This is a genomic window from Pseudomonas sp. ANT_H12B (assembly GCF_008369325.1).
Lineage (GTDB): Bacteria > Pseudomonadota > Gammaproteobacteria > Pseudomonadales > Pseudomonadaceae > Aquipseudomonas.
Window position 1 is genome coordinate 223540 of record NZ_VOBI01000008.1, and the last position, 22530, is coordinate 246069.

The window sequence follows — 22530 nt, forward strand, 5'->3', positions numbered from 1 at the left end:
TTCGTGGTAACAAGGGGTTGCAGTTGAACGAACAGACATTGTCCATGCGCCTGGAACGCGTGGCGACACATGTGCCAGCCGGTGCGCGACTGGCCGATATCGGCTCGGATCACGGCTACCTGCCGGTGGCGTTGATGCGCCGTGGCGCCATCACGGCGGCGGTGGCCGGCGAGGTGGCATTGACGCCGTTCCTCTCGGCCGAACGCACCGTGCGCGAGAACGGCCAAGACCTGCGGATCACCGTGCGCCTGGCCAATGGCCTGGCGGCGATCGAGCCGAGCGACGGGATCACGGCGATCAGCATCTGCGGCATGGGCGGCGAGACGATCCGCGACATCCTCGACAGCGGCAAGGCGCGCCTGAACGGTCGGGAACGCCTGATCCTGCAGCCCAACGGCGGCGAGCAGCCACTGCGCCAATGGCTGATGGAAAATGACTACCGCATCCTCTGCGAGGAACTGCTGCGGGAGAACCGCTTCGACTACGAAATCATCGTCGCCGAGCGCGCCGGGCCGGTGATGTACACCGCCGAGGAGCTGTACTTCGGCCCGCTGCAGATGCAGGCACGCAGCCCGGCGTTCCTGCTCAAGTGGCAGCGCATACTGCGCGAGAAGCAGAAGACCCTGACCCAGTTCGCCAGGGCGCGGCAGGCCGTGCCCGAGCAGAAGATGCAAGACATCGCCCGGCAGGCCCGGTGGATCACAGAACTGCTGGCTTGAGCCCGATCCAGGGCGGAGGTTAAAAGTGATTAACCCAGCATCTGCTCGGCGAGCAGAACCACCGCGATGATGATCATGGCCGCTCCCGAGAAACGACTGACGAAACGAGCCGCCGCTGGACGTGCTCGCAATACGACCTGTGAGCCAAATCCGACCAGCAAATAGATAACGCCACAACTGACGGTGTGGATGAGACCCAGCGCAATCATCTGCATCGGCACAGGCCAGGCAGCGGCAGCGTCGGTAAATTGAGGCAGTAGCGCCGGGAACAGCAGGAAGATCTTCGGATGCAGGCCGCTCACGCATAGCCCCTTGATCGCCCAGCGCCTCCAGCTGCCCGACGCCTGAATGTCATCAGCGTGCCGTCGCGCACGGCTTTGTAGATCGGGCACTCTTCGACCGGGTAATGACTGCCGTCCGCGTGAGTGTGGTGGTGAATGCGATGGATGTTCTTGCCGATCATGTCCTGCGGTTGGTGAGACGCTGATTTTGGGCCGATAGCTGCCTGCCGATTGATTCGCCCGGCTCCCACGGTCTCGCGCCGGTCTTGGCGGGGCGCATTACCTCCCAGTACTAAAGGAGGTGCCAATGAAAGCTAAAGGACCATTCCAGTCTGGCCTCATAGGTTTAGGCTCAATCCCACGATTCAAAGATACCGGCTGCGATGGCCCCTCCACCTCTGCACCTTAAAACACTGTTCGCCTGAACACTTGATGCAGCCCCGTCACCCGCTGAACTTCGTCAATGATGACTATCCGACGAGCCTCACAGCCTGCGATATGAGTAGAAAACCTCACCTGAATTCCGAGTTTCCAGAATAAAAGAGGATTTATCATGAGCAGCACCTTCTTCATTCCATCCGTGAACATGATGGGCATTGGCAGTCTCGACGAAGCGATGCTCGCCATCCGCAAATATGGTTTCCGTAAAGCCTTGATCGTCACGGATGCAGGCCTGGCCAAAGCCGGCGTGGCCGCCAAGGTAGCCAGCCTTCTGGCCCAGCAGGACATCAACTCCACCCTGTTTGATGGCGCCAAACCGAATCCGACGGTCAGCAATGTCGAGAAAGGTCTTGAGCTGCTCGGCCGCAGCGATTGTGATTTCATTATTTCCCTGGGTGGCGGTTCACCCCATGACTGCGCCAAGGGCATTGCCCTGTGCGCCGCCAACGGCGGGCACATCAGTGATTACGAAGGCGTGGATCAATCCGCCAAGCCACAGATGCCACTGATCGCGATCAATACCACCGCTGGCACGGCGAGTGAAATGACCCGTTTCTGCATCATTACCGACGAAGTCCGGCACGTGAAAATGGCCATCGTCGACCGTAACGTCACTCCACTGTTGTCGATCAACGATCCTTCGCTGATGGCAGGCATGCCCAAAGGCCTGACGGCCGCCACCGGCATGGACGCGCTGACCCACGCTATCGAAGCCTACGTGTCGACTGCGGCAACGCCGATCACCGATGCCTGTGCACTCAAGGCCGTGGAATTGATCTCGGCCAACCTGCGCACTGCCGTTGCCCAGGGTGACGACATGACCGCCCGGGAAAATATGGCCTACGCGCAATTTCTTGCCGGCATGGCCTTCAACAATGCTTCGCTGGGCTATGTCCACGCCATGGCGCACCAACTGGGTGGTTTCTACGACCTGCCTCACGGTGTCTGTAATGCGATCCTGCTGCCCCATGTCGCCAGCTTCAACGCCAGCGTATGTCCAGCCCGGTTTAAAGACATCGCCAACGCAATGGGTGTCGACACCCAGCATCTGGATGCGGAAAAAGGCGCCGCCGCGGCCATCACCGCCATCCGTAAACTGTCTTCGGATGTCGGTATTCCGAGTGGCCTCGCCGAACTGGGCGCCAAGGCCGACGACATCCCGATCCTGGCAACCAATGCCATGAAGGACGCCTGCGGTTTTACCAATCCGCGTCCCGCCAATCAGGACGAGATCGAGCAGATTTTCCATACCGCGATGTAATCGATGTGAAGTGACGACAGCCAGATCAAAAGCCCCGCCTTCGGTAGAAGTGCGGGACTTTTTTTGTTCGCGGATTACTCGACTTTGGACCCCGGCAAGCCCTGAGTAACTCGCCATTCCTTGAGTGTGCCGGTGATGCCTTCGACTGAATCGACTGAATCGACTGCATCTGTATTTGAACAAAATCTATTGCCGCCAGTATGGTTGCGGTCGGAACTGGCTTCTGAGTAACCAATAATTGCGGTGAAATGGCAATGAGGGTTTAAACCATCCGTTGATGGGGCAAGGTTTTGGAAAAGTAGTTGCCCGAGAGATAAAAGCAAAACCCCGACAGGGCAAGCAAGGCTCCTAAAGAGTGGATGGTTGCAATAGGCGAACGTTGACTCGTCGAAAGCGACAGCCACATACGCTCAGTCGTATGTGTAGTGGTTGAAATGTTTCAGCTGCTGTCTTAACTGGAGAGATGACATGACTGATTTTATCCCTACCCCGAACGAAATCGCTGGCAAAGTTGTGATTGTTACGGGGGCCGCCAGTGGTATTGGCCGCGCAATCGCAGAGCTGTTCCATGCTCGGGGCGCCAAAGTAATTGCTGAAGATATCAATCCAGAGGTGAAAAGCTTAGAACGTCCAGGGTTGGTTCCTTTCGTGGCTGATATTACCGTCGATGGCTCGGCTGAAGCGGCTGTTTTCTTGGCTGTACAGCACTTCGGCAAGCTCGATGTACTGGTCAATAATGCAGGTCGAATCATCTACAAACCGCTGATTGAAATGACGCGCGAGGATTGGAGCTGGCAGATGGAGACGAACGTTACTGGCGCGTTCCTTCACTCGCGAGAAGCCGCAAAAGAAATGATGAAGCAAAACTCGGGCGCAATCGTCAACATCGCCTCCTATGCTTCTTACTTCGCCTTTCCGGGCATCGCGGCCTACACCGCATCGAAAGGGGCACTGGCCCAGTTGACCCGGACTCAAGCCCTGGAGGCGATTGGTCATGGGATCCGGGTCAACGCGATTGGCGTAGGTGATGTGGTCACCAACCTCCTCAATCACTTTATGGAAGACGGACCAGGCTTCCTGGAAGAACACGGTAAGTCGGCGCCAATCGGCCGGGCGGCTTCTCCTGACGAAATCGCGGAGATCGTTGCATTTTTGGCCTCCGAGCGTGCCAGCTTTATTGTCGGTTCGGTCGTTATGGCCGATGGCGGTATGAGCATTCCTGTCGGCAGTTAATTTCCCGCTTGCGTAAGCGACATGGCTCAGGCTGTGTCGCTTGATTTTGATCGAGCTTGATTTGACGCTGGAGAAAGACATGGCCATTTTGGGAAAATCCAACTATCCACTAATTGATGTGCGTCGACATCTGGAGACGGGTCCGATTGTGCTGGTTAGTTCAGCCTGGAAGGGCGAGACGAATATCATGACGATGGGCTGGCATATGATGATGCCGTTCTCGCCGGCACTGTTCGGTTGCTACATCTGGGCAGGAAACCACAGCTACAGTTTGATTCGGAATAGCCAAAAGTGTGTGATCAATATTCCTACGGTTGAGTTGGCCTCAAAAGTAGTGGCTGTGGGTAATAGTGCAGGAGATAAAATGGATAAATTTAGAGAGTTTGGTCTTTGTATGGGAAGTGCTAAAGGCAAATGTCGCGATTTCAGTGAGCAATCCGAGAACCCTTCATTATCGCGGCCAAGGCGAATTCATGGTTGCTGGAGAGACAATAAGTTTTCGTGACGATTTTAAACCGCAGAATCTCTGATCTGAATAAAGGCCAGATCAATAATCCTATTCATTTTCGGTAGTGGCTTGGAGGAACACCGGCTTCCCGTTTGAATACCTGGGAGAAGTGGCTGGCACTGCTGTAGCCAACGTCCATGCCAATATCAATGATGCTTCTTTCGGTTTCTATGAGGAGCTGCTTTGCTTTGCTCATTCTCAGTTTTATGAAGTATTGAGAGGGTGAATGCCCGGTCGCACGTTTGAACAGACGACTGAAATGGTACTCGCTCATTCCAATTTCATTAGCTAGATCAGCCAAACAAAAATCTTCTCCGAGCTTTTTCTCCATCGTATTTACAACACGCTTCAGCTTGAATGCTGGCAGCGCATTGCGATGAGCAATGTTTTCGGCTCCAGCGTCAAGATACCTACGGACCAGGTGCACGGCGATGCACTGTGCGATCCCTTGTATCAAGAGTGCGCTGGTTTCTCCCCTGGTGGTCAGCTCAACTCTAAACTGTTCGAGTAACACTGACAGCGACTCGTCTCGACCTCCTGAGATTTCGCGCAAACGAATTGAGCTTGCTTGTCCCTCGTGGCCTTCTTGGATCGCACGTTCAAGTAGCTGGAGTGCGATGTAAATATGCATGACCACAAAAGGCTCCGAGCCGGAAACGCGCCAACGCATTTCGTAAGGGACCGAGGAGGTGGTAAGGAAAAAGTCTCCCTTTTTCACCTCGCTTGAACTCCAGTCCTCACCGGCTACTCGTTCTTCAACTGTTGCATCACCGGATAGAACCCAAACGATGAGCGGTTCAGCTACAGCGGGCACGATGAGGCTTTCCTCTATACGTTCTCGGTTAAAAATCTGCACCAATATGTCTTTCGAGGAAATGCCGTCGGTTGCGGCAATGCGTTCACCGGGGATGTGTCCTTCTAAACCGGTTGCAGAGGTTCGCTCAGCGGGCTTCACGACTCGTCCCCTTAAAGGTATCTATGAAAAATAAAATTATCATATGCCTGAACAAGCCAGGGTAGTTGGAGGCTTCGAGGCGCTCCTTTAGCGTTGGCGTGAGTGCGAGAGGTTGAGTCGCGAGGCGAGGTTGCCGAGCGCACGCCCGGGTATTTCTCATTGAACTATTTTTTTCAGTTTGCGTGTTTTCCGTTTCCGAGAGCTGGCGAGGGGACTCCGTCATCCTCATATAAATCATGATCTTGCTGATTCTTTGCCGAGTTGGCCCTGTGCTTGCAATTGGTACAGAAACAACTAAGCCCTGGCAGTCCGCACTCCCTGCCAGGGCCTTCTTAAGGAGGCACGTGTGGATCAGCGTATCAAGGTCATCATTCCCATCCCCATGGACCAGGCGAGCGCCGCTAATCGGGCGTCGCAGTTACCGGTCAAGTTCATTCTTCCCGGTTTTCATCCCGAGTTTGTCCCCGTTGTCAAAGGCGCCTCGCTGGGGGACAGCGCTTACGATGTGCTGCTCATGGATTTCTCCGTGGTCCAGGCCGGCCTCCGTGCTCAGGATGAAGGTTACAGCGCGGTCTGCATTGATACGGTGAGCGATTCCGGTCTGGCCGCGCTGCGTTCGCGATTGGACATTCCGGTGGTGGCCCCCGGAATGGCGGCCTTCCATACCGCCTGTATGCTGGGCAAGAAGTTCAGCATCATCACCATGTGGGACGAATGGTTCCCCTTGTACGAGAAGACGTTGACCGAATATCAGCTCTGGCCGCGAGTGGCGTCGTTGCGCTCGATCAAGACCCCGCCCGACCTCAGGGAGTTGCTCGAAGGCAAGGAGGAGGTGGTATTCGCCAAGCTCGAAGCCGAGGCAAGACGGGCGATGGAGGAGGACGGGGCCGATGTGATTGTGCTCGGTTCGACCACCATGCATCAGTCCCACGCCTACCTGGCCGAGCGCCTGCCGATTCCGGTGATCAACCCCGGGCTGGTTGCCTACAAGCTGTGTGAATTGATGCTGACACTGGGGCTCAAGCAGAGCCGCAAGGCTTATCCGGCCCCTCAGTGCCTGAATGACGCTGCCTATCACGGTTTCGCCGGCCAATAACGACAATAAGGAGAACAACCACCATGAGTCATCTTTCCCGCGAGCAACTGATCGATCTGGCGACCCGGCAGTACTTCGCCAATGTAGACAACAAGAATATGCAGGCCGTATTGGACTGCTGCCATGAAGACGTGGCGTTCACCATCCAGACCGATAACCTCACGCACAGCGGCCATGGCGGCGTGCGCAAGATGTTCGACAATCTGTTTAACAATTTCGAGGAAATCTGGCACGGAGATTTTGAAGTCGCTGCAGATGTTGAAGCACAGACGGTCTGCGCACGTTTCAACGTGTACCTCAAAGACCCGCAGGGTAATGAAACCCGTCTGCGCAACTGCAACTTCTGGTATGTCGAGGACGGCCGGTTCCGCCGCGTCTTCGTCTTCATGAGTGGCGAAAACGTGCTGCGCTGATCCATTGCGTGCATCTCCCGGGGCATCGCCGTGGATGGCCCGGGAAACCCTCGGCATTCGCTTGAGGGCCGCACTCGGCGCGATCAAGTGTCTGTCCGCCTCGACGGGCAACTCTCACTAGAACAAGAACAAAGGATGAGTAAAATGACCCAGCCCACTACGCCGGGGGAGCTTCGCTATCCCGCGCTTTTTACTCCGTTGAAGATCGGCAATATCACCGTGCGCAACCGGTTGATGCAAACCGCCCACGCCAAGGGTTTTGCTTCGGCCGATGGCCTGACTAATGATCGTGACATCCATTACCAGGCCGAACGGGCCAAGGGTGGTATCGGCCTGATTGTCACCGGTGCACGCCATGTACACCCCAATTCCACCGGGCCCAATCGGTCCCTGGCACGCGGTAACCGTGACGAAATAATCGAGCGCGATGCCGAGATGGTAAAGGCGGTGCATGCGTTCGGTGGGCGGATCATCGCCCAGTTGATCCACTTCGGCCCGCAGGGACGCAGCGGCGCACTGGACGACTATCGCGTGCTCTGGGGGCCTTCGACGATGAAGTCGCCGGCCTACAATGAATGGGCCAGAGAAATGACCAAGGCACAAATGGACGAGGTGTCCGAGCACTTCGCCCTGACCGCGCTCAACTCCAGGGCGGCCGGGTTCGATGGCGTCGAATTGCACTATTCCCATGGCTACCTGCATCAGCAATTCCTTTCCTTTGTCTACAACAAACGCACTGACGAGTACGGCGGTAGCCTCGACAATATTGTGCGTTTCCCCCTGGAGACCCTGGCGCGGGTGCGCGAGGCCGTCGGGCCTGACTTCGTGGTAGGCATCCGGATTTCCCTGGACGAGTGCACGGTGGACGGCATGCATGCCGATACCGCCATCGAGATGACTCTCCGGTTGGTGGCGTCGGGTCTGGTGGATTATGTCAGTGCTACGGCGGGCACTTATGCGGCCCACGCGGATCAGATCCCGCCGGGCGACTACCCGGAGAACTGGCTGGTGGAGGATGGGGCGCGCCTGCGGGCGGCGCTGCGCGAAATCAGCGATATCCCGGTATTTATCGTGGGCCATATCGTCGACCCGGCCAAAGCCGAGGCAATGGTTGCGAGCGGTGCCACCGATATGGTGGCGATGACTCGCACGCAAATCGCCGATCCCGAGTTCTGCAACAAGTTGCGTGAAGGTCGCGAGGACGAGATCAACCACTGTATCCGCTGCAATCAGGCCTGCATCGCCCGGTTGATGGCCGGCAATGCGATTTCCTGTGTGGTCAACCCGGCGGCCGGGCGTGAGCAGCGCTTCGGGCTGCACACCCTACAGCAAGCCACTACGGCGCAACGCTGGCTGGTGGTGGGTGGCGGCCCGGCGGGGATGAAAGCTGCACTGACCCTGCGCCAACGCGGCCACGTGGTCACCCTACTGGAGAAGGCAGAGCGCTTGGGCGGCTTGCTGAACCTTGCGGCCCGGCTGCCGCGTCGGGAGAAGTTCGGCTTTATACCGCGCGACCTGGAGCGACAGCTGCGTAAGGCCGGGGTCGAGATACGCCTGAACTGTGCAATGAGCGCTGATGAGGTGCTGGCATTCGGGGCCGATGGGGTGATTCTGGCGACGGGTTCGACCCCACTGAAAACAGCGTTTACCTCGACTCGCCCGGCTGTCGATCGGGTCCCGGGAACCGAGCAGGAGAATGTGCTCAGCGTGGTCGAGGTGCTTGAAAATCCGGCGCGGGTCGGTAAGCGAGTCGTGCTATTCGATGAAGACGGCGGCCGCTATGCGCTGGGGACGGCCGAGTACCTGCTCGACCGTGGGCATCAGGTGCACCTGGTCAGTCGCTTTATCGCGCTGTCGCCGAACCTAGCGTTGACCCTGGATCTGCCGGTGAGTTATCGCCATGTGTTCGCCAAGGGGCTGGCTTATACCCTCAACAGTTGGGTACGCGGCATCAGCGGCAAGCAGGCGCAGTTACTGAACCTGTTCACCGATCAGGACAGTGATTGCCTGACAGCCGACACCTTCATCATCGCTGCCGGCCACAGCCCGGACGATGCGCTGTACCGGGCCTTGCAGGGTCGTATCGCGAATCTGCACTGCATCGGCGACGCGTTTTTACCGCGCCCTCTGCAGGACACCCTTTATGAAGGCATGCTGGCTGGTCGCGAGCTGTTGGACGATCCCGCACGTTTCATCGAGCAGGGTGAGTTGGAAGGCTTTGGTGCCGATTGGCGCAACGCCATGGGCGCACCTGCACACTGACCCGGCGCCAGGCGCTTTCGATGAATGACCCGGCAGGCGGACAGTTGCCGCCTGCCCAGGAGAACAGCAATGACTGTCGAACGTTATCCGCATCTGTTTGAACCCTTGCGCCTGCGCGGGATTACGCTGCGCAATCGCATCATGCAATCGGCCCATGCCATGGCTTTCAATTCGCCCGAGGGGCTGACCAATAACCGCGATATTTACTATCACGCCGCGCGTGCCAAGGGTGGCATCGGCTTGATGGTCACCGGCAACCGGCTCATCCATCCAACGTCCAATACCTTCTGCCGCGGTTTTTCCTACGGCTACCGCGAAGAAATGGTCGAGCGTGATCTCGCGTTGACCGAGGCGGTGCATGGCTTTGGCGCCCACATTTTTGCCCAGCTCAACCACTTCGGGGTAATGGGCGAAACCCATGCGATGGATGACTACCGAGTCCTCTGGTCGGCCTCCAACATCAAGTCACCGGTGTTCGGTGAGATGGCCAAAGCCATGGAACGCGCCGATATGGACGAAATCGTCGAAGGCTGGGTGCGGTCGGCGCAGTATTCGCAACAGGCCGGCTTCGATGGCATCGAGGTGCATCTGGCGCACAGCTACCTGCTGCACCAGTTTATTTCGCCGCTGTTCAACAAGCGCGAGGACGAATACGGCGGCAGCTACGAGAATCGCATGCGCTTTGCGCTGGAAGTGATCAAGGCTGTGCGCGAGGCGGTAGGGCCGGACTTTGTGGTCGGTATCCGCCTGTCGATGGACGAAATGGTGCCCGGCGGCATGGAGATCGTCGACTGGATCAAGGTCGCCCAGACGGTCGAGGCGACTGGCCACATCGACTACATCATGGCCACCGCCGGCGTGTACCAGTCGGCTACCTACATCATGCCGCCCTATGATGTGCCCAACGGTTGGCTGGTCGACCCGATCGCCCGTCTCAAGCGGGCGGTGAGTCTGCCGGTGTTCTGCGTCTCCGGCATCGGCAGCGCCGCCGAAGCCGAGAAGATCCTTGCTCGTGGCGATGCCGACATGGTGGCCATGACTCGCGCGCAGATCGCCGACCCGGACTTTGCGCGCAAGATCGCCGAAGGGCGCGAGGATGAGATCTACCACTGCCTGCGTTGCAATCAGGGTTGTGTCTCGCGGCTGTTCCAGGGAACGTCCATGACCTGTCAGATCAACCCGGCGACCGGCCGTGAAGAGGTATTCGGCCCGCAAACCCTGGAGCTGGCGCCGGTGGCGAAACACTGGGTGGTGATTGGGGGTGGGCCGGCCGGCATGAAAGCTGCCGAAGGCCTGGCCAAGCGAGGGCATCGGGTGACGCTGCTGGAGAAGGGTGCCGAGCTGGGAGGGCAGGTCAACCATATCGTGCGCTTGCCACGCCGTGACTCCTTTGCCTGGATCACTGAGGATCTCAAGGTGCATATGGCCAAGGCCGGTGTGCAGATTTGCCTGAACAGCGAGGCGACCGTCGAAACGATCAAGGCCTTGCAGCCGGACGGGGTGATCGTTGCGACGGGTTCCCTGCCGGACCGCAGCGGTTACTCCGATATCAACCCCTTGGTCGAACGTGTCCCGGGCCTGGATGCCGATCATGTGTTCACCGCGCTCGATGTGTTGGCCGCCCCGGAGCGAATCGGCCACCGCGTGCTGGTGCTGGACGAGGAGGGCAATCGCTACTCGGCAGGGATCACCGAGCTATTGGTGGAGAAGGGACATCAGGTGCATGTGGTGACACGTTGGAACGCGTTGTTCCATCGGCTGGCGACCACGCTGGATCAGCCCTTGGTGTACGCCAATCTGTTCAGTCGCGGCCTGACCTACACCTTGAATGCATGGGTCAGCCAGGTCAGAGGCTCGTCGGTTGACCTGTTCAACCTGTACAGCGCCGAGGAAGAAACCTTGGAACACTTCGACAGTATCGTGCTGGCGGTTCGGCATTTGCCCCAGGATGCGCTCTACCATGCGCTGAATGCCGAGCTGGCCAATGTCCATCGTGTCGGTGACTGCGTCGTGCCTCGCAAGACCGACCATGCCATCTTCGAGGGCTTCCTCGCCGGCCGGGAAATCTTCGACAACTGGAAACGCTATATCGAGCCCGGTGCCATCGAGCAATTCGACGGGCCGATTAACCATCATCATTTTCTCTGACACGGTCTCCTGAGCGTTGAGTGACCGGTACTTCGTGTACCGGTTTTTTTTGCCCGTCCGGAAATCATTCTCGTAGGTGAGCGGTCCAGTTTTTTTGGACCACTCTGTAGGAGTTTTTAAGCCGCCTGTTGTTCAAAGAGCGCAGGCGGCAGGTTGTTCGAGGCAGAGTGGCAACGACGATGGTTGTAATGCGACACAAAATCGATCACATCTTTTTCCGCCTCGAAATGATTTTGATAGCCGTTTTCCGGCATCCAGTCATGCTTTAACGTTCTGAAATAGCGCTCGACCAAGCGAATGGCTTCCGCTTTTTTCTTCAGCGCTAACAACCGGATATCCCATGATGTTTCCTTAGGTCGATGCTCCTACATCATGGTCCAAAAACATTGAGCCACAACAAGGCAGCTCCGGGGAGGTGTGGTTCATCCGGCGTCCGGTCCATGCAGATTGAAATGACGATTTCAGGCTGCAATGAAATTGTCTGAAGAGTACGGCAGAAAGTTCGTGATCGAATATAAAACTCTTTATTAAACAAGGTCTTGAATGACTATTTCGGAGTTGGCAAGGCACTTGCAATACCTCTTGTACAGGCACTTCCAATAATAAGTACAAGAGAACGATCATGAGCAAACCACTGGAAGGGATTCGCGTCCTTGATCTGACCCATATGCTGTCCGGCCCCTATGCCGGCATGCTCCTTGCCGATCTCGGCGCGGAGACTATCAAGGTCGAGCCCCTCACGGGGGAAGGTACTCGTGCTCTGCTGGCGAAGGACCCGAAGCATTCGTTCAAGGGGATGGGAGCCTACTTCCTCACACTCAACCGCAACAAGCAGAGTGTCTGCATTGACCTTAAAAGCGAGCAGGGCCTGGCCGTGTTTCATGACCTGGTGCGCGAGGCCGACGTGGTGCTGGACAACTTCAGTGCGGGCGTCCCGCAGAAGCTGAAAATCGACTACCCACATCTCAAACTGATCAATCCGCTGATCATCACCTGTTCGGTATCCGGATTTGGCCAGGACGGTCCCAATTATCTGCGCCCGGCGTTCGACCAGGTGGTGCAGGGTATCGGTGGCGGCATGTCGATTACCGGCGACAACGCCGACACGCCGACGCGAGCGGGTATCCCGATCGGGGACCTGGGCGGCGGCATGTTCGCCGTGATGGGTGTGCTCGCGGCACTACAGGCGCGCCACAGTAAGGGTCATGGGCAGCATGTCGACATCAGCATGCTCGACTGCCAGATCAGCATGCTCAATTATATGGCAACCATGCACCTGCTCAGTGGCGAGAATCCGGAGCCCCTGGGCAATGGCCATTTTGTGCATGTGCCGTACAACACGTATCGCACCGCCGACGGCTTCATCATCATCACGGTGATCTTCGACAGTTTCTGGGACAACCTGGTCGGCCTGCTGGGCGTCGATGAACTGATGGACCCGAAGTACAAGGCTCAACCGGCGCGTCTGGCTGACAAGAAGTTGATCGACGGCCTGCTCGACAAAGTGCTCGCCACCCGCGATACCGCCCACTGGGTTGAGCAACTGTCCGCCGTGCGTGTGCCCTGTGCGCCGGTCAATCGCTTCAGCGAGGCGCTGGCCGACCCTCAAGTCCGCCACCGCAAGATGGTGGTGCAGATACCGCATCCTCAGGGAGGCACCGTCGAGGCGCCTGGCAACCCGATCAAATTGTCCGCCGATAACGAAGACAGCTACAGCGCACCGCCCTTGCTGGGTGAACACACCGACACCGTGCTCACGCGCGTGCTGGGTTACGACCCCGCGCGTATTGCCGAGCTGAAGCACCAGCGGATTGTGGGGTGAGGCATGAGCGACTTTGTCATTGTCAATGAAGTGGGGCCGCGCGACGGGCTGCAAAGCCAGGGTCGGATCCTGAGCATCGAGGAGCGCCTGTTGATGATCGATGCGCTGCTGGACGCGGGTATCTGTAGCATCGAAGCCGGCAGTTTCGTTTCGCCCAGGGCGGTGCCCCAGATGGCAGGGACTGCCGAGCTGTTCAGTCGGTTGCCGCTCGACAGAGCGGCCACCTACTCGGCGCTGGTGCCCAACCTGCGGGGTTACGAACGGGCACGCGAAGCCGGTGTTCAGTCGGTGGCCGTGGTGTTGTCGGCCACTGAGACCATGAACCAGCGCAACATCAATATGAGCCTTGAACAGGCCACCGCGGTCTGCGCGGAGCTGATGCAGCGCGCATGCCAGGATGGCGTCCAGGCACGCGCCTATATCGCCGTGGCCTTCGAGTGTCCCTTCGAGGGCCCGATCTCGCCCGCCGTGGTCGAGTACCTGAGCCAGAGCATGTTCGAGGCCGGTGCGGATAAGGTCATCATTGCCGACACCATCGGTGCGGCCAACCCGCGCGCTGTCGGCCAGGCCCTGGAGCGACTGGATCCGGCCTGTAGGGCTCGACAGATCTCCTGTCACTTCCACGACACCCGTGGCATGGCGCTGGCTAACGTGCTCAAGGCGCTGGATTGCGGGGTACGTGAGTTCGACAGCTCCATCGGTGGCCTGGGCGGCTGCCCGTTCTCACCCGGTGCGACCGGCAACCTGGCCACTGAAGACTTGGTGCTGATGCTTGATTCCATGGGCTGGCGGACCGGTATCGAGCCACTGGCACTGGTCGAGGCCGTGCAGCGAGTGCAGGCACTGACCGGCGGTACGCTCGGCGGTCATTCCTTCCGCTGGCTCGAACGCCAGGGAGGGGCTCATGTTTAGCCGCCTACTGGGCTGGGTGGCCCGTCTTGCGCCCTGGTTGGTGATCGGCAGCCTCGCTTACGCCGCCGTATTTATCAAACCTTCGGTTAATCCGGTCCCTCTGAATCAGCCGCTGCTCGAGCGCCGCGACGCCTTTTTCGACGGCGCGGCACTGGGCGAGCGGCTGTGGATCATCGGCCAGAACGGTGCGCTTCTGTCGAGCCTCGATGCCGGTGCGCACTGGACCCGCGAGGAACTGCCGTGTCGTGGCAATTTACAGTCCATCGCTGTATCCGACACCGGGCGTCAGGTGGTCGTGGGCAACCAGGGCCGGGTGTGGACACGTCAGGCCGATGAGCCATGGCAGAGCCAGGATCTGCGGGTCTCCGATCTGGCGGGAAAACTGCTGGGCGTCAGTTTTATCAACGGGCATTTCTGGGCCGTCGGCGAGATGGGCGTGCTGTTTCGCAGTGATGCCGATGCGCAGCACTGGCAGGCCATGGGCACGGGTGACGATGTCACGTTCAACAGTATTCGTGCCGGTGCGCAGGGTGACCTGTGGATCACTGCCGAGTTTGGTCGCCTGCTGCGCAGCCGCGATGACGGGCGGACCTGGTCCACTCAGGAACTGGGCCGCGAGAGCCTGCGTGCCCTGGCCTTCGATGGGCGTCAGGGCGTTGCCGTGGGCAATCAGGGCCAGGCGTACCTCAGCGAGGATGGCGGCGATACCTGGCATGCGATGAAACCCTTTACCCGTGAGCACCTGTTCGATATTGCGGTCCATCGCGGCGAGTGGCTGACCACGGGCGCCCGGGGCGCGTTGTTCCGCAGTCGGGCGCCTTCCGGCAACTGGCAGGCCTGGACCCCGGGAGGGCTCGACAAGAGCTATCACAGCCGCTTGCTCGACACCGCCGATGGTGTGGTGCTGATCGGTCATCAACTCGGTTTGCTGCGCCAGGACGACCTGCAACGCTGGCCTAGGGAGCAACAACAATGAATGTCGCAATGAATGTTGTCGCGCGCCTTTCACATTGGGCGATCCGCAATCGAGTGCTGGTGTGTGTGGTCGTCGCGCTGATGACCCTGGGTTTCGCCCTCAGCCTGACGCACCTGGATATCCGCACTCGTTTCAGTGACATGGTTCCCCATGATCACCCTTACGTGAAGGTGCACCAGAAGTACCAGGACAGCTTCGCCGCCAGCAACCGGGTGACCATCCTGGTCAAGGCCAGAGAGGGCGATATCTTCCGTGATGAGGTGCTTGGCGAAGTGCGTCGGATTACCTACGACCTGCAGCAGGTCGAGGGCGTTAATCCGATGCAGATCACCTCGCTGGCGTCGAAGAAGCTCAAGCGCGTCAACGCCTCCAGCGAAGGGATCGAGACCCGTCCGATGATGTGGCCGGATCTGCCCAGGGATGCTCAACAAATGCGCGAACTGCGCCAGGCGGTCCTGAATAACCCGCTGGTCTATGGACTTTACGTGGATCGTGATCTGGCCTCGGCGCTGATTCAGGTCGATTTCTACGACCACCTGGTGGATTACTCGAAGATATTTCCGCAGATCGAGGCCATCCTCGACGCTTCACCGGTGAAGGAGGCGGTCAGCCTGCATCTGGTTGGCGAGCCGATTCTCTACGGCTGGGTGGCGCACTACCTCGGTGAAACCGTGGCCATCGCGCTGCTCTCGCTGGCGGCCATGCTGATCCTGCTGTTCGTGTTCAGTCGTACCTGGCGCGGCACACTGCTGCCGTTGATTGCCGGCACCGTCTCGGCGATCTGGGCCCTGGGTGTGGGCAGCCTGCTGGGTTACAACTTCGATCCGCTGGTGATTGTGGTGGCGTTCATCATCACGGCGCGAGCGTTCTCCCATTCGGTGCAGTTGATCACCCGTTTCGATGACCTGGCAGTCGGTGAGTCGGTCGAACCGCGCAAGGCGGCCGAGCAGACCATGCGTGAGTTGTTTCGCCCGAGCATGCTCGGTCTGTATGCCGATGCCGGGGCGATTCTGTGCGTGATCCTCACGCCAATCCCGCTGATGCATAAGGTCGCAATCATCGGTGCCATTTGGGTGATGACCATTGCCGTCTCGGCGGTGCTGCTGACACCGGCGTTGCTGTCCTACGTCAAGCAGCCTCACGGTTACGCGCATCCGGTCAACCTCGACGGCTTCATGCAGATGATCCTGAACGGTGCGAAATGGATGGTGCGCAGCCGGGCACGCTACTGGGTCGCGCCGGTCACCCTGGTCCTGCTATGCGGCTTCATGTTCGAGGCCACGCGGATCAATGTCGGCGATGCCAGCGACGGTTCGCCGATCCTCTGGCAGGACTCTTCGTTCAATCGCGACAGTGCGTTGATCAACCGTCTTTATCCCGGTTCCGAGCAGATGTTCGTCGTACTCGAAGGCAAGGAGCTGGATGCCATCAAGGCACCCGAGGTGCTCGACTGGATGCTGCGGTTTTCACGCTACATGGAACGCCAGCCGGAGATCGGCGGGACCGTATCGCTGGCCGATATCGTGATCGACATTCGCCGCAACCTGTATGAGGGCAACCCGCGCTACGGCGAGCTGGGTGCCAGCCGCATGGAAAACGGCGAACTGATCAGTTTCTACATGCAGGGCGCCGATCCGGATGACCTGACCCAGTTCGCCGATGTGCAGTTTCGCAATGCCGCCGTGACGCTGTTTTTCCGCGATCACAAGGGCGACACCCTGCGCAAGGCCACGCACTACGCCAACGAGTTCATTCGCGACAATCCGCTCGAAGGGGCTGACGTGAGGCTGGTCGGGGGGGTGCTGGGCATCATTGCGGCCGTCAACGAGATCCTTCTCGGCGACCAGATCGAGGCCACCGCGCTGGCCTTTCTGGTGGTTGTCTTGTGCTGCCTGGTGGTCTATCGGTCGTCGGTCAGCGGGATCTTTTTCATTATTCCGGTGCTGATTTCCAACGTGGTGACCTTCGCCTTCATGGCCTGGCAGGACATCGGCATGAGTATCAGTACCTTGCCGGTAGTCGCTCTGGGGATCGGCCTGGGCGTCGATTACGCCTTTTATATCGTCGACTCGATGAAGGAGTACCAGGAGAAGCACCCGCAGGCCGAACCCCTCGAAGCGGTGCTGCAATCACTGAACTCGGCCGGGCGCGGGGTGCTGTTGACGGCCTTCACGCTGGCGGCCGGGGTGCTTTTCTGGTCGTTCTCTTCCCTTCGTTTCCAGGCGGAGATGGGCATGCTGATCGGCCTCTGGCTGATGGTCTCGGCATTCACCTCACTCTTCGTCATGCCTTCACTTGCGCTGGTGTTCAAACCGAAATTCATCTTTGAACACGGCCAGACGAAAACCGCCCCGGTTCGGGAGCGTATCCACCAACCTGAACACATCAGGAACTGAAAATGAGCGCACAAAATAATAAGACGAATGTGTGGTCTGGCAAAACTCCGTTGGCCTGCGCTGCGCTGCTGACGGGGCTTGGCATGCAGGGAGGAGTCCAGGCAGAGGAGGGGTTTCTATCGGACTGGGAGGTGAGCGGGTACGTGCGTCAGCACATGTCCTGGAACCTGCAGAACCCGTACCTGATGGATACCGAAGACCCCAACGGCCTGGTCGGTGCCAAGCGCAAGGGTAATTACAGATACGACCTGTCGATGGCGCGTACCACCCTCAAGCTCAATATGTTCAAGGACTTTGGCAACTCGCAATTCAATATTTCCGGGCGTATCGCCCGTGAAGTGGAAACCAACTACCTGGAAGACCTCCAGCAGGCGATGGATCAGAACGCGGCGTCCGATTTCTTCAGTAACCGCACCAAGTCCGGAGTCAATTTGATGGATGACGTCTACAACAGCGAAGAGATCCGGGAGTTGTGGTGGCAGACAGGCGTCACCCCGACCACCACGCTGAAATTGGGCAAGCAGCAGGTGGTGTGGGGCGAGACCGACTTCTTCCAGTCGCTGGACGTGATCCATGGTTATGACATGCGCATCCGTTCGTTCCTTGAGCCGGAAAACGAAGACGTGCGCAAGCCGCTGTGGATGGTCAACGTGATGGAGCGCTTCGACAGCGTCGACGGTACGCTGCAGATGTTGTACATCCCCGGCCGCATGAACCGCGCACGCGATCGCGGCAACAGCTATGACCTTGAAGGAGGGCGCTGGGCGAACAACCCGAACAAGGGCATCACCTTCGAATCGGCCCCCTTCGGGGCGGACGTCCCCTACAACTTTGACCACAAGGCCGCGGACATGGACGATCCGTCCTATGGCCTGCGCTGGAAGGGCATGGCCGGCGAGTGGGAATATTCGCTGGGCTGGTTCCACGGGCCGTCGCAAAACCCGGTGATCAACTCCAACCCGAACAGCCCGCTGGGGGTCGGCAACGCCGCGAGCGGGCGCACCTATGTCGGTCCCTACAAGGGCGAATACGCCTCCGATCCAGGATCGACGGTCGGCGAGCTGATCTTCCCGTTTGTCGACGTGTTTGGCATCACCGCCAACCGCTACCTCGGCTCGCTGGATGCGGTGTTCTCCACCGAGATCTCCTACATCCCCAATGCGCCCTACAACATTGGCATCCAGGCGGGCGAGAAGGGCGGGTGTGCTTTCTTCCCTGGCTTCTGCGGGATTATCGAGAAAGATGTGGTGAAAACCATGGTGCGCATGGACAAGCAACTGGCCCTGCAAAACTACCTGGGAACCAGCCGGCCATCGTTCTTCTCGGTGCAGCTGTTCAACACCTGGATCACCCATTACGAGCGCAGTGATGAAGTGGTCAACTCGGCCGGCTTCAGTGGCCGTACCAAGGAGTTCTCGACCATCGCCACCGCCATTCTGGCGACCAACTACGACAACGATCGGATCAATCCGAGCCTGGCGGTGGGCACCGATCTGACCTATGGCGGCAGCTTTGTCGTGCCCAGCGTCGAGTTCGCCTATGGCAACAATTGGCGGGTGCGGGTCGAGGCGGACCTGTTCTTCAACGACGAGCGGCAGAAGCGTGCGCTGGAGAACTTCAACAACACCAACCTCTTTGGCTATTTCGATGGCAACGACCAGCTGGCCGTCCGTGTGACCTACCAGTTCTGAAGCAGGAGATAACGATAATGACAATCCTCAAGACCCACCTTGTGGCTTCCCTGGCGTTGACCTTTTCGGTGGTGCTGGCGGCGCAGGCTGGCGAGCTGAAGCCGGGCACTCGGATCGATGCAAAAAGCCTGGGCCAACAGCTGAGCGATACGTTCGAAGGGCACGCGATCAGCGATCTGCTGACCGAGCGCATGCAGATACTGATCAAGGACGAAGGCCTGGCCATCACCCTCAAGGCGTCCGAACCGGTGGTGCTTGGCAAGGACTACCTGAAGGCCACCAAGGCCAACGAAGGCAAGGCGGTGTACAACCACGATACCCGCCAGGTGGAGGGCTGGGTGGCCGGCATTCCGTTTCCCAATGTCAGTCAGAGTGACCCGGACGCCGCCGCCAAGTTGATCTGGAATCACCATTACGCACAACCGACCAAGAACCTGCAGGACTATCCGAAGTTCGGTTACCTGTTCCTCAACGACAAGGTCGGCCTGGAACGCCGCCAAGAGTGGGCGTTCAAGCGCTATTACATGAAGGGGCGGCTGGGGGACGTTCCGCCGGTCGAGGGCGACGGCACTATCCTGACCAAGACCTTGCTGTACGCCACGTACCCCAATGACATCCGTGGCCTGGGGCTGTTCACCATTCGTTATGACTCGGCCAAGCTGGAAGACTCCTGGGCCTATGTAAAGTCGGTCCGGCGCACCCGTCGTCTTTCCGGAGGGACCTGGATGGATCCGATCGGCGGCACTGACCAGCTCAGTGACGATATCGAAATCTTCAACGCCCATCCCAGCTGGTACCCGGACTACAAACTGCTCGGCAAGCGCTGGATTCTTGCTGTAGCCAATTCCACGGGCGAAACCTGGAACCAGAAAGCCACTGGCAATGCCGAATTTCCGGTGATCGACCTGGAAAACGCACCGCACTGGAACCCCAAGGCCGAGTGGGAGCCGCGGGAAGTCTGGGTGGTGGAAGCGACCACGCCCCCGGAGCACCCGTACAGCAAGAAAATCATGTACATGGATACCCAGTTCCCACGCTTCTACCAGGCCGAGGCCTATGATCGCAAAGGGCAGTTCTGGAAGTGGATGAATTACCACCTCAAGAGCATCAAGACCGAGGATGGTGATTGGGGAATCGTGTCCGCCGCTGGCTTCACCATCGACTACCAGAGGCGCCATGGCACGGTATTCGTGCTCGGTGGCCCACGCTTGAACACCGCCGGAGTCACGGCGGAGGACGTCAACCTGCGCGAACTCGAAAAGGCCGCGCGTTAAGCCGAACTCGCCGGGGCGTCCGCGCCCCGGCCCAAGACGCACAACAACGCTAAGAAAGTGCTTGGAGGCAACATGAGTTTTCGTTTGGGTGCTGATGTAGGCGGGACGTTTACCGACCTGCTGTTGATTAATGACGTGACGGGGGACAGCTATACCGCCAAGGTGCCTTCCACGCCGCACAACCCCTCTATCGCCGTGCTCAACGGGATAGAGAAAATTTGCCAGACCTCGGGCATTGATCCGTCCGAGATCCGTTCTGTGATGCACGGCACCACGGTAGCCACCAACGCCATCCTGACCCGTCGCGGCGCCAGGGTCGGCCTGGTGACGACCAAGGGCTACAAGCAGGTGCTGCACATCGCCCGCTCTTTCGTACCCGGGGGCCTGGGGGGCTGGGTGACCTTCAACAAGGGCGAGCTACTGGCGCCGCTGGAGCTGACCGTTGAAGCCGACGAGCGTATCGACACCCATGGTGTGGTGGTGCGCGAACTGGACCGCGCAGCTATCCGTGCCGAGTTGCACAGGCTCAAGGAGGTCGGTATCGAGGCGTTGACCATCAGCCTGATCAACGCCTACGTCAGTGGCGAGCACGAGCGGGTGATCCATGACATCGCCCTTGAAGTGATGCCGGGTGTACCGGTCTCGCTGTCCTCGCAAGTGGTACCCGAGATGCAGGAGTACGAGCGTACGGAAACCACCGTGGTCAACAGCTATGTCCGTCCGCAGGTGGCCAACTACCTGGAACATCTGCAGGGCGAACTGTGCAAACGGCTGCGTCCCGATGTGAAGTTGTCCATCCTGCGCTCCGACGGTGGCCTGGCTACCAGTCAGTCGGCGGCCAGCACCCCGGTCAACCTGTTGCTGTCCGGACCGGCCGGCGGTGTCGCGGGGGCTATCTGGTTCTGCTCGCGGGGCGGTTTTAGCAAGGTGTTGACCTTCGACGTCGGTGGCACCTCAACCGACGTGGCGTTGATCGACAACAACCAGGCGCGCATCCGTCGCGAAACCCGCGTGGGTGACGTGGCCGTACGGGCGCCTTCGGTCGATGTGCGCACCATTGGGGCTGGCGGTGGTTCCATGGCTTCGGTTCCGGAGCTGACCAAGGCCCTGCGGGTCGGTCCGGAAAGTGCCGGTGCAGTGCCTGGCCCGGCGGCTTATGACAAGGGGGGCACCGTCGCTACGGTGACAGACGCCAACGTGGTGCTCGGATACCTGCCGGCCGAACAGAAACTGGGCGGCGACTTCCAGGTGCGCAAGGACCTGGCAACCAGAGCGGTGCAGGCGATCGCTGATGCCATGGGCGTGTCCTTGTTCGAGGCGGCCGAAGGCATCGTGCGTATCGCCAATGAACACATGTTCGGGGCGTTACGCCTGATCAGCGTCGAGCAGGGTTACGACCCGCGTGACTTCGCCCTGTGCGGCTTCGGCGGTGCCGGCCCGCTGCATGCCAACGCCCTGGGCATCCTGATGAATGCCTGGCCGGTGATCATTCCGCCGGGGCCGGGCGTGCTGTGTGCCTACGGCGATGCAACTACACGGGTCAAGGATGAAGTATCGCGTTCGCTGGTGCGTCGGGTCAGCGATTTGAACGTCGAGGAGGTCGCGCAGACGCTGCAGCAACTGGGCGACAGCGTGCGCAGCTCGCTGGCCTCACAGGATATCCCCGCCGAGGTGCAGCAACTGACCTGGCAGGCCGATGTTCGTTATCAGGGCCAGGCCCTGCTGCTGACCCTGGATATTGACCCGGAAAAACTGGCCAGCGAAGGCATGCAGGCCATTACGGCTGCCTTCGACGCCGAGCACGAACAGCTGTTCACCTTTGCTCTCAACGAGGCCCATGAACTGGTCAACCTGCGCGCCATCGCCCGGGCTCCGCGACCGGAGATCACCGAGCGGGCATTCGAAGGCGCTGGCAGCGTTCTGGCGGATGCCTGGGTCGGCGACACATCAGTGCATTACGCCGGCCAGAACTACAGCACCGCACTCTATGCCCGCGGCAAGCTCAGTCCGGGGCTGGTGATATCAGGCCCGGCCATTGTCATGGAGATGGACTCTACCACCCTCGTTCTTCCGGGTTACGAAGCGGCTGTGGACCGCGTCGGCAATCTGTTGATCCGCCCGCTGGGGCATCAGGAGTAAGCG

The 22530-nt window shown here is 59.2% G+C and carries 17 protein-coding genes and 1 pseudogene; 15 read left to right on the forward strand and 3 right to left on the reverse strand.

Annotation, left to right across the window (positions count from 1 at the left end; genetic code table 11):
• Window positions 1–23 precede the first annotated feature (23 nt).
• The gene (locus FQ185_RS14990; RefSeq protein ID WP_306108878.1) at window positions 24–719 is read left to right on the forward strand and encodes a tRNA (adenine(22)-N(1))-methyltransferase TrmK; all 696 of its coding nucleotides are present in this window, start codon (window positions 24–26) and stop codon (window positions 717–719) included.
• A 29-nt stretch (window positions 720–748) separates the two neighbouring features.
• Here FQ185_RS14990 and FQ185_RS14995 read toward each other — a convergent pair.
• Window positions 749–1090: pseudogene (locus FQ185_RS14995) on the reverse strand (LysE family translocator); the annotation flags it as partial.
• Between the two features lie 463 nt (window positions 1091–1553).
• Between FQ185_RS14995 and yiaY the strand changes: the two are divergent.
• The 3 genes from yiaY to FQ185_RS15015 all read left to right on the forward strand — a co-directional run bounded on the left by yiaY (window position 1554) and on the right by FQ185_RS15015 (window position 4440).
• The gene (gene yiaY / locus FQ185_RS15005) at window positions 1554–2702 is read left to right on the forward strand and encodes an L-threonine dehydrogenase (RefSeq protein WP_149418080.1); all 1149 of its coding nucleotides are present in this window, start codon (window positions 1554–1556) and stop codon (window positions 2700–2702) included.
• Window positions 2703–3170: 468 nt separating this feature from the next.
• A complete protein-coding gene (locus FQ185_RS15010; RefSeq protein WP_149418081.1) occupies window positions 3171–3935 on the forward strand; it encodes an SDR family NAD(P)-dependent oxidoreductase in 765 nt (254 codons plus the stop codon).
• Window positions 3936–3975: 40 nt separating this feature from the next.
• On the forward strand, window positions 3976–4440 hold the full coding sequence (locus tag FQ185_RS15015; protein ID WP_256730417.1) for a flavin reductase family protein: 465 nt from the start codon (window positions 3976–3978) through the stop codon (window positions 4438–4440).
• A 55-nt stretch (window positions 4441–4495) separates the two neighbouring features.
• Here FQ185_RS15015 and FQ185_RS15020 read toward each other — a convergent pair whose 3' ends face one another.
• Window positions 4496–5398 carry a helix-turn-helix domain-containing protein gene (locus tag FQ185_RS15020; protein ID WP_149418082.1) on the reverse strand — a complete coding sequence of 301 codons (903 nt, stop codon included), beginning with the start codon at window positions 5396–5398 and terminating at the stop codon, window positions 4496–4498.
• A gap of 346 nt (window positions 5399–5744) precedes the next feature.
• Between FQ185_RS15020 and FQ185_RS15025 the strand changes: the two genes are divergently transcribed.
• From FQ185_RS15025 to FQ185_RS15040, 4 genes are all read left to right on the forward strand, one after another.
• Window positions 5745–6494 carry an aspartate/glutamate racemase family protein gene (locus tag FQ185_RS15025; RefSeq protein ID WP_218575893.1) on the forward strand — a complete coding sequence of 250 codons (750 nt, stop codon included), beginning with the start codon at window positions 5745–5747 and terminating at the stop codon, window positions 6492–6494.
• Between the two features lie 23 nt (window positions 6495–6517).
• Window positions 6518–6907, forward strand: coding sequence for a nuclear transport factor 2 family protein (locus FQ185_RS15030; RefSeq protein WP_149418083.1), 390 nt, complete (start codon window positions 6518–6520; stop codon window positions 6905–6907).
• Between the two features lie 144 nt (window positions 6908–7051).
• The gene (locus FQ185_RS15035; protein WP_178113540.1) at window positions 7052–9169 is read left to right on the forward strand and encodes an FAD-dependent oxidoreductase; all 2118 of its coding nucleotides are present in this window, start codon (window positions 7052–7054) and stop codon (window positions 9167–9169) included.
• Between the two features lie 69 nt (window positions 9170–9238).
• On the forward strand, window positions 9239–11317 hold the full coding sequence (locus FQ185_RS15040; RefSeq protein ID WP_178113541.1) for an FAD-dependent oxidoreductase: 2079 nt from the start codon (window positions 9239–9241) through the stop codon (window positions 11315–11317).
• A gap of 116 nt (window positions 11318–11433) precedes the next feature.
• Here the strand turns inward: FQ185_RS15040 and FQ185_RS15045 are convergent, their stop codons facing one another.
• Window positions 11434–11646 (reverse strand): integrase core domain-containing protein, encoded by a 213-nt coding sequence (locus tag FQ185_RS15045; RefSeq protein ID WP_149418086.1) that lies wholly within the window; start codon window positions 11644–11646, stop codon window positions 11434–11436.
• 293 nt (window positions 11647–11939) lie between these two features.
• Between FQ185_RS15045 and FQ185_RS15050 the strand changes: the two genes are divergently transcribed.
• From FQ185_RS15050 to FQ185_RS15080, 7 genes are all read left to right on the forward strand, one after another.
• Complete coding sequence (locus FQ185_RS15050; RefSeq protein ID WP_149418087.1) at window positions 11940–13139, forward strand: CaiB/BaiF CoA-transferase family protein; 1200 nt, start codon at window positions 11940–11942, stop codon at window positions 13137–13139.
• A gap of 3 nt (window positions 13140–13142) precedes the next feature.
• A complete protein-coding gene (locus tag FQ185_RS15055; RefSeq protein ID WP_149418088.1) occupies window positions 13143–14051 on the forward strand; it encodes a hydroxymethylglutaryl-CoA lyase in 909 nt (302 codons plus the stop codon).
• Window positions 14044–15027 carry a YCF48-related protein gene (locus FQ185_RS15060; RefSeq protein WP_149418089.1) on the forward strand — a complete coding sequence of 328 codons (984 nt, stop codon included), beginning with the start codon at window positions 14044–14046 and terminating at the stop codon, window positions 15025–15027. The genes FQ185_RS15055 and FQ185_RS15060 overlap by 8 nt, the downstream gene beginning before the upstream one ends.
• Window positions 15024–17423, forward strand: a complete 2400-nt coding sequence (locus FQ185_RS15065) for an RND family transporter (RefSeq protein ID WP_149418090.1) — start codon at window positions 15024–15026, stop codon at window positions 17421–17423. Before FQ185_RS15060 ends, FQ185_RS15065 begins: the two co-directional genes overlap by 4 nt.
• Before the next feature lie 2 nt (window positions 17424–17425).
• A complete protein-coding gene (locus FQ185_RS15070; protein ID WP_149418091.1) occupies window positions 17426–19114 on the forward strand; it encodes a DUF1302 family protein in 1689 nt (562 codons plus the stop codon).
• Between the two features lie 17 nt (window positions 19115–19131).
• A complete protein-coding gene (locus FQ185_RS15075) occupies window positions 19132–20388 on the forward strand; it encodes a DUF1329 domain-containing protein (RefSeq protein ID WP_149418092.1) in 1257 nt (418 codons plus the stop codon).
• Between the two features lie 72 nt (window positions 20389–20460).
• Window positions 20461–22527 carry a hydantoinase/oxoprolinase family protein gene (locus FQ185_RS15080; protein WP_149418093.1) on the forward strand — a complete coding sequence of 689 codons (2067 nt, stop codon included), beginning with the start codon at window positions 20461–20463 and terminating at the stop codon, window positions 22525–22527.
• Window positions 22528–22530: the final 3 nt, after the last annotated feature.